This is a genomic window from Streptomyces sp. NPDC030995, assembly GCF_055571215.1.
The window spans coordinates 13611-27199 of sequence record NZ_JBVIFS010000039.1 but is presented as its reverse complement, the minus strand read 5'-3'; the positions used below and the strand labels follow the sequence as shown (position 1 = coordinate 27199).

Annotated in this window: 13 protein-coding genes; 9 read left to right on the top strand and 4 right to left on the bottom strand. The window is 70.3% G+C overall.

Annotated elements, in window-relative coordinates; translation table 11 throughout:
• Positions 1 to 10 precede the first annotated feature (10 nt).
• From ACZ45T_RS34425 to ACZ45T_RS34390, 8 genes are all read left to right on the top strand, one after another.
• On the top strand, positions 11 to 2080 hold the full coding sequence (locus ACZ45T_RS34425; RefSeq protein ID WP_468448065.1) for a protein meaA: 2070 nt from the start codon (positions 11 to 13) through the stop codon (positions 2078 to 2080).
• Complete coding sequence (locus tag ACZ45T_RS34420; protein WP_215146713.1) at positions 2077 to 3051, top strand: HpcH/HpaI aldolase/citrate lyase family protein; 975 nt, start codon at positions 2077 to 2079, stop codon at positions 3049 to 3051. Before ACZ45T_RS34425 ends, ACZ45T_RS34420 begins: the two co-directional genes overlap by 4 nt.
• Positions 3052 to 3054: 3 nt before the next feature.
• Entirely contained in the window at positions 3055 to 3567 is a 513-nt protein-coding gene (locus ACZ45T_RS34415) for a MaoC family dehydratase (RefSeq protein ID WP_468448064.1), read from the top strand.
• A 2-nt stretch (positions 3568 to 3569) separates the two neighbouring features.
• Entirely contained in the window at positions 3570 to 4775 is a 1206-nt protein-coding gene (locus ACZ45T_RS34410; protein WP_468448063.1) for an acyl-CoA dehydrogenase family protein, read from the top strand.
• Positions 4776 to 4961: 186 nt separating this feature from the next.
• The gene (locus ACZ45T_RS34405; protein WP_030010161.1) at positions 4962 to 5618 is read left to right on the top strand and encodes a phosphatidylserine decarboxylase; all 657 of its coding nucleotides are present in this window, start codon (positions 4962 to 4964) and stop codon (positions 5616 to 5618) included.
• Positions 5605 to 6465 carry a CDP-diacylglycerol--serine O-phosphatidyltransferase gene (gene pssA / locus ACZ45T_RS34400; protein WP_199808112.1) on the top strand — a complete coding sequence of 287 codons (861 nt, stop codon included), beginning with the start codon at positions 5605 to 5607 and terminating at the stop codon, positions 6463 to 6465. The genes ACZ45T_RS34405 and pssA overlap by 14 nt, the downstream gene beginning before the upstream one ends.
• A 199-nt stretch (positions 6466 to 6664) precedes the next feature.
• Positions 6665 to 8149, top strand: coding sequence for an AlkA N-terminal domain-containing protein (locus tag ACZ45T_RS34395; protein ID WP_468448062.1), 1485 nt, complete (start codon positions 6665 to 6667; stop codon positions 8147 to 8149).
• 10 nt (positions 8150 to 8159) lie between these two features.
• Entirely contained in the window at positions 8160 to 8654 is a 495-nt protein-coding gene (locus ACZ45T_RS34390; RefSeq protein ID WP_468448061.1) for a methylated-DNA--[protein]-cysteine S-methyltransferase, read from the top strand.
• A 10-nt stretch (positions 8655 to 8664) separates the two neighbouring features.
• Here the strand turns inward: ACZ45T_RS34390 and ACZ45T_RS34385 are convergent, their stop codons facing one another.
• The 4 genes from ACZ45T_RS34385 to ACZ45T_RS34370 form a co-directional block, all read right to left on the bottom strand.
• On the bottom strand, positions 8665 to 9195 hold the full coding sequence (locus ACZ45T_RS34385) for a potassium channel family protein (protein WP_468448060.1): 531 nt from the start codon (positions 9193 to 9195) through the stop codon (positions 8665 to 8667).
• A 106-nt stretch (positions 9196 to 9301) separates the two neighbouring features.
• Positions 9302 to 9730, bottom strand: coding sequence for a hypothetical protein (locus tag ACZ45T_RS34380; RefSeq protein ID WP_468448059.1), 429 nt, complete (start codon positions 9728 to 9730; stop codon positions 9302 to 9304).
• Between the two features lie 63 nt (positions 9731 to 9793).
• Complete coding sequence (locus ACZ45T_RS34375; RefSeq protein ID WP_468448058.1) at positions 9794 to 10294, bottom strand: NUDIX domain-containing protein; 501 nt, start codon at positions 10292 to 10294, stop codon at positions 9794 to 9796.
• 9 nt (positions 10295 to 10303) lie between these two features.
• Positions 10304 to 12022: a BCCT family transporter gene (locus tag ACZ45T_RS34370; protein ID WP_468448057.1), complete on the bottom strand. Its 1719-nt coding sequence runs from the start codon at positions 12020 to 12022 to the stop codon at positions 10304 to 10306.
• 143 nt (positions 12023 to 12165) lie between these two features.
• On the opposite strand from ACZ45T_RS34370, the gene ACZ45T_RS34365 reads away from it, so the two are divergent.
• Positions 12166 to 13314 (top strand): glycerate kinase, encoded by a 1149-nt coding sequence (locus ACZ45T_RS34365; RefSeq protein WP_468448056.1) that lies wholly within the window; start codon positions 12166 to 12168, stop codon positions 13312 to 13314.
• Positions 13315 to 13589 lie beyond the last annotated feature (275 nt).

Below are 13589 nucleotides of genomic sequence, written 5' to 3'. Positions count from 1 at the left end.
ACAGCCTGAGATGACAGAGCGCCAGAAGGACCGTCCGTGGCTCATGCGGACGTACGCCGGCCACTCCACGGCCGAGGCGTCCAACGAGCTGTACCGCCGCAACCTCGCCAAGGGCCAGACCGGCCTGTCGGTCGCGTTCGACCTGCCGACGCAGACCGGCTACGACCCCGACCACGTCCTCGCCCGCGGCGAGGTCGGCCGGGTCGGGGTCCCGGTCTCCCATCTGGGCGACATGCGGCGGCTGTTCCAGGACATCCCCCTGGAACAGATGAACACCTCGATGACGATCAACGCCACCGCCATGTGGCTGCTGGCGCTCTACCAGGTGGCCGCCGAGGAGCAGGGGGCTGACATCTCCCAGCTCCAGGGCACCACCCAGAACGACATCGTCAAGGAGTACCTCTCGCGCGGGACGCACGTCTTCCCGCCGGGGCCGTCCCTGCGGCTGACGACGGACATGATCGCGTACACGGTCAACCACATCCCCAAGTGGAACCCGATCAACATCTGCTCGTACCACCTCCAGGAGGCCGGGGCCACCCCGGTCCAGGAGATCTCGTACGCGATGTCCACCGCGATCGCCGTCCTCGACTCGGTGCGCGACTCGGGCCAGGTGCCCGAGGAGCGCTTCGGCGAGGTCGTCGCCCGGATCTCCTTCTTCGTGAACGCGGGCGTCCGCTTCATCGAGGAGATGTGCAAGATGCGCGCCTTCGGCCGCATCTGGGACAAGGTCACCCGCGAGCGCTACGGCATCGAGAACGACAAGCAGCGCCGCTTCCGGTACGGCGTCCAGGTCAACTCTCTGGGTCTGACCGAGGCGCAGCCGGAGAACAACGTCCAGCGCATCGTGCTGGAGATGCTCGCGGTCACCCTCTCCAAGGACGCCCGCGCGCGCGCCGTGCAGCTGCCCGCCTGGAACGAGGCGCTGGGCCTGCCCCGGCCCTGGGACCAGCAGTGGTCGCTGCGCATCCAGCAGGTCCTCGCCCATGAGAGCGACCTGCTGGAGTACGAGGACATCTTCGCCGGATCCCACGTCATCGAAGCCAAAGTCGACTCCCTGGTCGCCGACTGCCTGGCCGAGATCGACCGGATCCAGGAGATGGGCGGCGCGATGGCGGCCGTCGAGTCCGGGTACCTGAAGTCCCAGCTGGTCTCCTCGCACGCCGAGCGGCGGGCCCGGATCGAGACCGGCGAGGACAAGATCGTCGGCGTCAACTGCTTCCAGCAGACCGAGGAGAACCCGCTCACCTCGGACCTGGACGGCGCCATCATGACGGTCGACCCGGCGGTGGAGGCGCTCACCGTCGAGCGCATCGGCCGCTGGCGGGCCGAGCGGCAGGAGTCCTCGGACCGGCAGGGGAACGGCGATCCCTTCGTCTTCCCCACCACCCGGCAGGCTCTGGAGCGCCTCAAGGAGGCCGCCGCCGGCACCGAGAACCTGATGGAGGCCACCCTGGAGTGCGCCCGTGCGGGTGTCACCACCGGCGAGTGGTCGAGCGCGCTGCGCGAGGTCTTCGGCGAGTTCCGCGCCCCGACCGGGGTCTCCTCGGCCCCGGTGGCGGTCACCGCCGAGCCCGGCACGCCGATGCACGAGGTCCGCGAGAAAGTGGCCCGTACGGCCGACGAGCTCGGCTCGGGCCGGCTGCGCCTCCTGGTCGGCAAGCCCGGCCTGGACGGCCACTCCAACGGCGCCGAGCAGATCGCCGTCCGGGCCCGCGACGCGGGCTTCGAGGTGGTCTACCAGGGCATCAGGCTGACACCGGAGGAGATCTCCTCCGCGGCGCTGGCCGAGGACGTGCACTGCGTGGGACTGTCCATCCTGTCCGGATCCCACAGCGCACTCGTCCCGGATGTCCTCGAACGCTTGCGCGCGGCGGGGGCGGGTGACATTCCCGTCATCGTCGGAGGCATCATTCCGAACGCGGATGCCGTGACACTCAAGGCGGCCGGAGTCGCCGCCGTCTTCACGCCGAAGGACTTCGGAATCACCGAGATCATCGGCCGTATCGTCGACGAGATCCGCAAAGCCAACAAGCTCAGCCCCCTCTACAACCTTGCAAGCACGGAGGTCCCCGCATGACCACGCCTGTCCACCCGGTGAACCGTCTCCGCCCGCGTCGCTCCTGCCTCGCGGTGCCCGGCTCGAACCCGCGGTTCCTGGAGAAGGCCCAGGGCCTGCCGGCCGACCAGGTCTTCCTGGACCTGGAGGACGCCTGCGCGCCGCTCGCCAAGGAAGGCGCCCGCCACACCATCGTGGACGCGCTGAACAACGGTGACTGGACGGGCAAGACCCGGGTCGTGCGGGTCAACGACTGGACCACGCACTGGACGTACCGCGACGTCATCACGGTCGTCGAGGGCGCCGGCCAGAACCTCGACTGCATCATGCTGCCGAAGGTCCAGGACGCCCAGCAGGTCGTGGCCCTGGACCTGCTGCTGACGCAGATCGAGAAGACCATGGGCTTCGAGGTCGGCAAGATCGGCATCGAGGCGCAGATCGAGAACGCCAAGGGTCTGGTGAACGTCGACGAGATCGCCGCCGCCTCGCCCCGCCTGGAGACCATCATCTTCGGGCCGGCCGACTTCATGGCCTCGATCAACATGAAGTCCCTGGTCGTGGGCATGCAGCCGCCCGGCTACGGCGCGGACGCCTACCACTACATCCTCATGCGGATCCTGATGGCGGCCCGCATGCACAACCTCCAGGCGATCGACGGCCCCTTCCTCCAGATCCGCGACGTGGACGCCTACCGCGAGGTGGCCGGCCGGGCGGCGGCGCTGGGCTTCGACGGCAAGTGGGTGCTGCACCCGGGCCAGGTCGACGCGGCCAACGAGGTCTTCTCCCCCTCGCAGGAGGACTACGACCACTCCGAGCTGATCCTCGACGCGTACGACTGGTGCACCTCGGAGGCCGGCGGCAAGAAGGGCTCGGCGATGCTCGGCGACGAGATGATCGACGAGGCCAGCCGCAAGATGGCCCTGGTCATCGCGGGCAAGGGGCGCGCCGCCGGCATGCAGCGCACCAGCAAGTTCGAGATCCCGGAGGCCTGAGCCATGCAGTTCGGACGCACTTACGAAGAGTTCGAGATCGGCGCGGTCTACAAGCACTGGCCCGGAAAGACGGTCACGGAGTACGACGACCATCTCTTCTGCCTGCTGACCATGAATCACCACCCGCTCCACATGGACAGCAACTACGCCGAGAACACGACCGACTTCGGCAAGAACGTCGTCGTGGGCAACTACATCTACTCGCTGCTGCTCGGCATGTCCGTGCCGGACGTCTCCGGGAAGGCCATCGCCAACCTGGAGATCGAGTCGCTGCGGCACGTGGCGCCGACCTTCCACGGCGACACGATCTACGGCGAGACCACGGTCCTCGACAAGACCCCGTCGAAGTCGAAGAACGACCGCGGCATCGTCTACGTCGAGACCAAGGGCTACAAGCAGGACGGCACCCTCGTCTGCGTCTTCCGGCGCAAGGTGATGGTCCCGACCGAGACGTACATCAAGGAGCGCGGCGGCGAGCAGCCCGGCCGCCCGCAGCTGAAGGAACAGGGGAAGTAGCCATGGCCCGACTCGCCCAGACCGCCGGGCTCACGGACGTCCAGCGGGAGATCCTCAAGACCGTCCGGGAGTTCGTCGACAAGGAGATCATCCCGGTCGCGACCGAGCTGGAGCACCGCGACGAGTACCCGCAAGCGATCGTCGACGGCCTCAAGGAGCTCGGCCTCTTCGGGCTGATGATCCCGGAGGAGTACGGCGGCCTGGGTGAGTCGCTCCTCACCTACGCCCTGTGCGTCGAGGAGATCGCGCGTGGCTGGATGTCCGTCTCGGGCATCATCAACACGCACTTCATCGTCGCGTACATGCTCAAGCAGCACGGCACGCAGGAGCAGAAGGACTACTTCCTCCCGCGCATGGCGCTGGGCGAGGTGCGCGGCGCGTTCTCGATGTCCGAGCCGGCCCTGGGCTCCGACGTGTCGGCCATCAGCTCCAAGGCGGTGAAGGACGGCGACGAGTACGTCCTGAACGGCCAGAAGATGTGGCTGACGAACGGCGGCAGCTCCACCCTGGTGGCCGTTCTCGTGCGAAGTGACGAAGGACACCCCGAGGGCACCGCGCCCCACAAGTCGATGACGACCTTCCTCGTCGAGAAGGAGCCGGGCTTCGGTGAGGTCCGTCCGGGCCTGACCATCCCCGGCAAGATCGACAAGATGGGTTACAAGGGCGTCGACACGACCGAACTCATCATGGACGGACTGCGCATTCCGGCCAATCGGGTCCTCGGAGGCCAGACCGGCCGAGGGTTTTACCAAATGATGGACGGGGTCGAGGTCGGCCGGGTCAACGTGGCGGCGCGTGGCTGTGGCGTCGCTCAGCGTGCTTTCGAGCTGGGTGTCTCGTATGCCCAGCAACGTCACACTTTCGGCAAGCCGATCGCCGAGCACCAGGCGATCCAGTTCAAGCTGGCCGAGATGGCTACCAAGGTCGAAGCCGCCCATGCCATGATGGTTAACGCAGCACGCAAAAAGGACTCCGGGGAACGAAACGACCTCGAAGCAGGGATGGCGAAGTACCTCGCCTCCGAGTACTGCAAGGAAGTCGTCGAGGACGCCTTCCGTATCCACGGTGGATACGGGTTCTCGAAGGAGTACGAGATCGAGCGTCTCTACCGAGAGGCTCCGATGTTGCTGATCGGTGAAGGTACCGCCGAGATCCAGAAAATGATCATTGGGCGACGCCTGCTCGAGGAGTACCGACTCCAGGGCTGAAAGTCCCTTTTGCGGCGAATCATCCATGGATTCGTCGCAAGAGGGTCACTGCCAGTCACTGGCTGACGGTCATCGACTCGGCTTCTGGCTTGCCCAGTTGTTGCGCGCAACCGATAGCATTCCAGTAAAGCCGCCGTCCCGTCCCCCTGTTTGCGGCGCGGCAATCACCCGCTACGAAGGTCATCCATGCCCCACAGCCAAACCTCTGCACCTCGCGACAGCCTCCTTGGCGTACGCCTCGCGCGCGGAGCATCGCCGTGGCTTCTGCCGACCGTCGCCACCGCGGCGCTCAGCCTCACCCGGGCCCGCAAGTCCGGACGCTGGGCCGCGGCGGCCGTGCCCGCAACCGCGCTCGCCGCGGGCATGCTGTGGTTCTTCCGCGACCCCGAGCGTGAGATCGCTCAGGGCCGTGTCATCTCGCCCGCCGACGGTGTGGTGCAGAGCATCATGCCGTGGAAGGACGGACGGACCCGGGTCGCGATCTTCATGAGCCCGCTGAACGTCCACGTCAACCGCGCGCCCCTCGCGGGCACGGTGACGTCCGTGGAGCACATCCCCGGCGGATTCGTCCCGGCGTTCAACAAGGAGAGCGAGAACAACGAGCGCGTTGTCTGGCACTTCGACACCGAGCTCGGTGACATCGAGATGGTGCAGATCGCCGGCGCCGTCGCCCGTCGTATCGTCCCCTACCTGCCGGCCGGCACCAAGGTGGAGCAGGGCGAACGCATCGGTCTGATCCGCTTCGGCTCCCGCGTCGACATCTACCTCCCCGAGGGCGTCGAGGTCGCGGTCGAGGTCGGTCAGGCCACCACCGCGGGGGTGACACGAATTGACCGTGACTGACCCTGAGACTCCGGCCGCCGGCTGGGTGCCCGAGCCTGCCGAGGAGGAGTCCGCCGAGGACGACATGCCGCTCTCGCTGCGGCTGTCGATAGCGGACACCCTCACTCTCGGCAACGCGACGTGCGGATTCATGGCGGTGTACTTCACCACCACCGGGATCCTCATCCCGCACCTCACCGGCAGTGGCGAGTCGGGCATGGCCCGTAACAGCGCCGCGACGGCAGTGATACTGATGCTGCTCGCCGCGGTCTTCGACCTCTTCGACGGCATCGTGGCCCGCAAGCTGCGCAGCTCGCCGATGGGTGCCGAGCTGGACAACCTGTCCGACCTGATCAGCTTCGGCCTGGCGCCGGCCTACTTCGTGCTCGTCTACGGCATGGTCGCCGTGGACGCGCACCAGAAGATGTCGGCGCTGGCCGCGATCGTGGTGCTGCTCGCCGTGGTGCTGCGACTCGCGAGATTCAGCTGCGTGACGATGAAGGACGGCATGTTCCAGGGCATGCCGAGCCCCTTCGGCGCGCTGACGGTCGTCTCGATCGTGCTGCTGGAGCTGCCGTTCGTCCCGACGCTGCTGGCGATCATCGGGGTGGCCTGGCTGATGGTGAGCCGGGTCGAGTACCCCAAGCCGCGGGGCGTTCTCGCGGTGGCGATGCTGTGCTGGATCATCAGTGCGATGGGGCTGCTGGCGGCCTGGGCGTTCGACGCCCCGGGCGGTCAGCTGCTGCTCCAGACGGGCTGCGCCCTGCAGATCGCGATGGCGGCGACCATCCCGCTGTTCGCGACGACCCGTCGCGCGAACACGTTCCGCCACAACCGGCGGGAAGCCCGCGCGGCGACGCTGCGCTAGCCGTACCCGAGAGGGCCCCGGATGCCATTGGCATCCGGGGCCCTCTTGCGTTCCCCCTGCGGCGCCGCTGCGGGGGCTCCGCCCCCGACCCCCCGCGCCTCAAACGCCGGCGGGGCTGACATCGCCGCCGACGGCGGTCGCTACGCTTGATGTCGGAAAACTGCCAGCCGCAGGCGGCTTCGCCCCGGATCCTGGAGCCATGCACACCGACACCGAGCGCTGCGTAAGGGCCGTGCAGTCGAAGGACGCCCGCTTCGACGGCTGGTTCTTCACCGCCGTCCTGACCACCCGGATCTACTGCCGGCCCAGCTGCCCCGCCGTGCCGCCGAAGGTCCAGAACATGACCTTCCTGCCCAGCGCCGCCGCCTGCCAGCAGGCCGGGTTCCGGGCGTGCAAGCGGTGCCGGCCCGATACGAGTCCCGGTTCGCCCGAGTGGAACGCACGCGCCGACGCCGTCGCGCGGGCGATGCGGCTGATCCAGGACGGGGTGGTGGACCGGGAAGGGGTCCCGGGCCTCGCCACCCGCCTGGGCTACTCCACCCGCCAGGTGGAGCGCCAGCTCAACGCCGAGCTCGGGGCCGGCCCGCTCGCCCTGGCGCGGGCCCAGCGCGCCCAGACCGCCCGGCTGCTCATCGAGACCTCCGAGCTCCCGATGGGCGACGTGGCCTTCGCCGCCGGGTTCTCCTCCATCCGCACCTTCAACGAGACGGTGCGGGAGGTCTTCGCCCTGGCGCCCAGCGAGCTGCGCGAGCGGGCCGTGAAGGCCAGCCGCCACAAGAACGCCCCGCCCAAGATCCCCGGGACGATCAGCCTGCGGCTGCCGTTCCGGGCCCCCCTCAACCCCGACAACCTCTTCGGGCACCTCGCCGCGACCGCCGTCCCCGGCGTCGAGGAGTGGCGGGACGGCGCCTACCGCCGCACGCTCCGGCTCCCCTACGGCACCGGGGTCGTCGCCCTGACCCCGCAGCCCGACCACATCGGCTGCCGCCTCGCCCTGACCGACCTGCGCGACCTCACCATCGCCATCAGCCGCTGCCGCTGGATGCTCGACCTGGACGCCGACCCGGAGGCGGTCGACGAGCAGCTCCGCTCCGACCCGCTGCTGGCCCCGCTCGTGGACAAGGCCCCCGGGCGCCGGGTTCCCCGTACGGTCGACGCGGCGGAGTTCGCCGTACGGGCGGTACTCGGCCAGCAGGTCTCCACCGCGGCGGCGCGCACGCACGCGGCCCGGCTGGTCACCGCGTACGGCGAGAGCGTCCAGGACCCGCTGGGCGGGCTGACGCACCTCTTCCCCTCCCCGCAGGCGCTGGCCGGGCTGGACCCGGAGTCCCTGGCCCTGCCGCGCAGCCGGCGCACCACGCTCACGACGCTGGTCTCGGCGCTCGCCGACGGTTCGCTGCCGCTCGGCATCGACAGCGACTGGGAGGCGGCGCGCGCCCAGCTGAACGCGCTGCCCGGTTTCGGCCCGTGGACCACCGAGGTGATCGCGATGCGGGCGCTCGGCGACCCGGACGCGTTCCTGCCGTCCGATCTGGGGGTCCGGCGGGCGGCGCGGGGGCTCGGGCTGCCGTCCACCCCCTCGGCGCTGACCACCCGCGCGGCCGGGTGGCGACCCTGGCGCGCGTACGCCGTGCAGTACCTGTGGGCCACCGACTCCCACCCCATCAACCACCTGCCCGCCTGAGGAGCACGCAATGAGCAGCAAGCAGCACACCGTCGTCGACAGCCCCTACGGCCCGCTCACCCTGGTCGCGGCGGACGGCGTCCTCTGCGGCCTCTACATGACCGGCCAGCGCCACCGGCCCGCCGAGGAGTCCTTCGGGGAGCGGGTCGCCGCCACCGAGGAGCCCTTCCCCGAAGTGGCGCGCCAGCTGACCGCGTACTTCGCCGGGGAGCGCACCGACTTCGACCTCCCGCTCCGCCTGGAGGGCACCGACTTCCAGCGCAGTGTCTGGGGCCAGCTCGTACGGATCCCGTACGGCGAGACCTGGTCGTACGGTGAGCTCGCGGCGAAGCTGGGCAAGCCGAACGCCTCGCGCGCGGTGGGGCTGGCCAACGGGAAGAACCCGGTCGGCATCATCGTGCCCTGCCACCGGGTGATCGGGGCCTCGGGCGGCATGACCGGCTACGGCGGCGGCGTCGAGCGCAAGGTCCGGCTGCTGGCCTTCGAGTCCGGGGACCAGCTCTAGGACAGGCGCCCTAGGGGGTGTCCGGCGGGTCGTCCGGGCCCGCGCCCCGTCTGCGCAGTCCGACCTTGACCGCGCCGAAGAGGATCTTGACGACCACTCCCACCACGATCAGGTCGGCGACCATCTGCACGGTGGTCAGCACACGGGCCGTCCCGGTGGCGGGGGCGATGTCCCCGAAGCCCACGGTCGCGAACACCGCGACCGTGAAGTACAGGGCATCGATCCGGCTCAGCGGCTCCGAGAACGCCCCCGGCTGCTCCGTCGCGAGCAGGAAGTACGTCACCGCGAACACCACCAGGAACATCGGCACCGCGGTGGCCAGCGCCTCCAGGGCCCGCAGCCGGGGATGCTCCGCATGGCTGACGGCGGAGATCTGCCAGGCGAGCAGACAGCCGAAGCCCGTCAGGCCGAGGACCAGGAGCGTGACGGCGGTGACGTCCGGCCCGCGGTCCAGCGGGGCCAGGTAGTACAGCGCGACGAGCAGGACCACCGAGACCGCCGAGCGGAACAGGTGGACCGCCAGCACGCGGTATCGCTCCATGGCCGTTCATTGCAGCATCCGCGGCGGTGATCCGCACCTTCGCGAGCCCGGCCCCGGCGCCGGAGTGGAGCCGGGATCCGGGGCAGAGCCCGGATCAGGAGCCGGGTCAGACGACGAGGAGCGGGACGAGCAGGGCGAAGGCGGCGCCCGCCTCCACGGCGTAGCTGTAGAGCGAGGGGTGCTGGACGGGAGCGGCGAGCAGGACCACGCTCTGCTGGGTGGCCGCCGCGGTCACCCAGTCGGCGTCGGCACCGAGGTTGCCCTGGTACCAGCCTTCGCAGGAGCCGGGGCCGGTGACGGCGAGCAGGTCGTCCTCGCGGCGGTAGAAGGCCTGCCAGTCGGCGGCGGGCGCCGACCAGCCCTCGAAATCGGTGAAGCGGGCCCAGCCGCCCTCGCGTATGGCGGTGTCGAACAGCCAGACCGGAGTGCCCTCGGGGGTGACCTCACCGCCGGCCTGCTGGTCGGTGGTGAAGTGGACCATGGGCAGGGCGTCGGGCCCGTCGGCGGTGCTGGGCCAGGCGTACATCGTGATCATCTGCTGATTCTGTCCTGGTCGAAGTAGGCCCGGTGTTACGACTGGCGGGTCACGAGTGACGCGTCACGAGGAAGCCGGGCGCCGGCCGTTCTCCAGCTCCACGGTGCCCTCGCCCGACTCCAGGACGCGGCAGGCCTCTTGGGTGCGCAGCCCGAGCGATCCGAGCAGGTACGTGGTGAGTTCGCCGGGCTCGACCAGCCGCCACGAGATCAGCTCCTCCTCCTGGAGCTTGATCGAGGCGAGCTGGGCCTCGCCGAGCACGCCGCCGTCGTAGACGTACGCGACCAGCGGCGGGCGGCCGGCGCCGAGGGTCCAGTCGACGGCGAGCAGCCGGCCGAGCGGAAGGTCGATGCCGATCTCCTCGGCGCTCTCGCGCCGGGCGGCCGTACGCGGCGACTCGCCCTGGTCCGACTCGATGGTGCCGCCCGGCAGGGCCCAGCCCTCGCGGTAGTTGGGCTCGACGAGCAGGACCCTGCCCCCGGCGTCCCGGTAGAGGGCGGCCGCGCCTGCCAGCACCCGGGGCAGGCTCGCGATGTACGTGGCGTAGTCATCCGTGGTGGTCACCGCGCCACCCTACCCAGGACGGCCGGGGTCGTCCTCGCGGCCTTGGCCCTTGGACTCCGCGAGGCGCCGCAGGCGCGGGTGCCGGGCCGTGCCCTGTTCGGTGAGGGCGTCGCCGACCATGGCCCGGACGGCGTCCCGCATGCCGTGCAGGGCGTGGTGGCGGGCGGGTCCGGCTCCGGGGTCCTCGCGCAGCTCCTTCACCAGGGCCCAGCACAGCAGCAGCATGACGATGACGAAGGGCAGCGCGACCAGGATGGTGGCGGTCTGCAGGGACTTCAGGCCGCCCGCGACGAGCAGGACGGCGGCCACGGCGGCCATCAGCACGCCCCAGGTGACGACGAGCCAGGTGGGCGGGTGGAGGGAGCCGCGGCTGGTGAGGGAGCCCATGACCAGGGAGGCGGAGTCGGCGCTGGTGACGAAGTACGTCATCACCAGTAGCATCGCGACCCACGAGGTGACCGTGGACAGCGGCAGCGCGTCCAGCATCGCGAAGAGCGATGCCTCCGTGCCCTCCTTGAGCTCGGCGGCGAAGTCGACGGCGTCGGTGGAGTCGAGGCGGATGGCGGTGCCGCCCATCACGCAGAACCAGATGACGGTGGCCCCGCTGGGCACGAGCAGCACGCCGACGAGGAACTCGCGGATGGTGCGGCCGCGCGAGATGCGGGCGATGAAGGTCCCGACGAAGGGGGCCCAGGAGAGCCACCAGGCCCAGTAGAAGATCGTCCACGCGCCGAGCCACTTGGCGTCGGTGAAGGCACCGGTGCGGCTGGCCATGGGCAGCAGCTCGTGCAGGTAGCCGCCGACGCTGGAGGGGATCACGTCGAGGATGTAGACGGTGGGGCCGAGCACGAAGACGAAGAGCATGAGGGTGGCGGCGAGCACGATGTTGATGGTGCTCAGCCACTTCACGCCCTTGTGCAGGCCGGAGAAGGCGGAGAGGACGAAGGCCGCCGACAGGGAGCCGATGATGATCAGCTCGACGGTGGTGGAGTCCTCGATCCCGGTGGTGATGTCGAGGCCCTTGGAGACCTGGAGCGCGCCGAGCCCGAGGCTGGTCGCGGTGCCGAAGACGGTGGCGAAGACGGCGAGCAGGTCAATGGCCTTGCCCGCCCGGCCGTTCGCCCGCTCCTCACCCATCAGCGGGACGAAGGCGGAGCTGAGGCGGTTGCCGCGGCCCTTGCGGAAGGTCGCGTAGGCGAGGGCGAGGCCGGCGATGCCGTAGATGGCCCAGGGGGTGAGGGTCCAGTGGAAGAAGGAGTACTCCATGGCCGCGCGGGCGGCGGCGCCCGTGCCCGGGGCCGCGCCGGAAGCCGGGGGCGGGTTCAGGTAGTGGGTGAGCGGCTCCCCCACCCCGAAGAACATCAGGCCGATGCCCATGCCGGCGCTGAACATCATCGCGATCCACGCGAGGTTGCCGAACTCGGGCTCGGAGTCGTCCCGGCCGAGCCGGATCCGGCCGAAACGGCTGACGGCGAGCACGACGCACATCACCAGGAAGATGTCGGCGGCGATCACGAAGAGCCACGCGAAGTTCTCCAGCACCCAGGCGAGCGCGGTGCTCGACGCCGTGTCGAAAGAGCCCTTGGCCAAGGCCGCCCAGGCGACGACGGCGAGCACGGCGACCACGCCCACGATGACGACCACGTGGTCGGGTGCACCGTCCACGGCGCCGTCGGAGCCCCCGCCTGGGGCATCCGGACGTGACTGTTCCAGCGAATCCGGGCTCATGCGGCCACACTATGCGGGCGTATATCCCTATTTAGGGGCATGACGCGCCGGGTGTGGCCCAGGCCACTCATGGGCATAGGAGGATCCTCCGGATAAGCTCATGGCGGCGCGACTGCACTGTTCGATAGCAAGGGAATAGCAAGGTGACGGACGGAGCAGTAACTGAGACCGCGCGCGTGCTCATCGCCGCGGACAAATTCAAGGGCTCGCTCACGGCCGTTCAGGTCGCGGAGCGGGTGACGGCCGGCCTTCGCAAGGCCGTACCGGGCGTGGAGATCGAGACCCTCCCCGTGGCGGACGGCGGCGACGGTACGGTCGCGGCCGCGGTGGCGGCAGGCTTCGAACGCCGGGAGGTACGGGTCACCGGGCCCCTCGGTGACCAGGTCACGGCCGCCTTCGCGCTGCGCGAGGGCACGGCGGTGGTCGAGATGGCGGAGGCCTCCGGGCTCCAGCTGCTGCCCGCGGGCACCTTCGCCGCGCTGACGGCCACCACGTACGGCTCGGGCGAGCTGCTGAAGGCCGCGCTGGACGCGGGTGCGCGCTCGATCGTCTTCGGTGTGGGCGGCAGTGCCACCACCGACGGCGGCGCCGGCATGCTGGCCGCGCTGGGCGCGGTGTTCCTGGATGCGAACGGCGAACCGGTCGGTCCGGGCGGCGGCGCGCTCGCCGGCCTGGCCTCGGCGGACCTGTCCGGCATCGACGCGCGCTTCGCGGACGTGGACTTCGTCCTCGCGAGCGACGTGGACAACCCGCTGACGGGCCCGAAGGGCTGCGCGGCGGTGTACGGCCCGCAGAAGGGCGCCTCCCCGGAGGACGTGGCGACGCTCGACGCGGCGCTGGCGCACTTCGCGGTGGTCCTGGAGAAGTCGATCGGCGCGAAGGCCGCCGAGTGCGCGGTGCTCCCGGGTGCGGGTGGCGCGGGCGGCATCGGCTACGGGGCGCTGCTGCTGGGCGCGACGTTCCGCCCCGGCATCGAGCTGATGCTGGAGGTGCTGGGCTTCGCGCCGGCGCTGGAGCGGGCCACGCTGGTCATCACGGGTGAGGGTTCGCTGGACGAGCAGACCCTGCACGGCAAGGCCCCGGCCGGTGTGGCCGCGGCCGCCCGCGCGGCGGGCAAGCCGGTGGTGGCGGTCTGCGGGCGTCTGCTGCTGGGCGAGGACGCCCTGCGGTCGGCCGGGATCCAGCGGGCGTACCCGCTGACCGACCTGGAGCCCGACCCGGCCAAGTCCATCCCGAACGCGGGTCCTCTGCTGGAGCGGGTCGCGGCCAACATCGCCGCCGACGTTCTCTGACCCGCCCGTCACCTTGAGGCCCGGCCCCCCACCCCGGGGGTCCGGGCCTCAGCCCGTTCCCAGCGCTTCAGCCCGGCGGGCACGTCCGGCTTCGCCGACACCTCCCAGCTCGCCTAGCCAAATCCAGCCCCGCCGGGGGTTTGGGGGGGGGGGGGGGGGGGGAAAGGGGGGGGGGGGGGGGGGGGTTGGGGGGGGGGGGGGGGGGGGGGGGGGGGGGGGAGGGAGAGAGAAGAAGAGAAGAGAAGGAGGTGGCGGGGCTGAAGCGAAGCGGACAC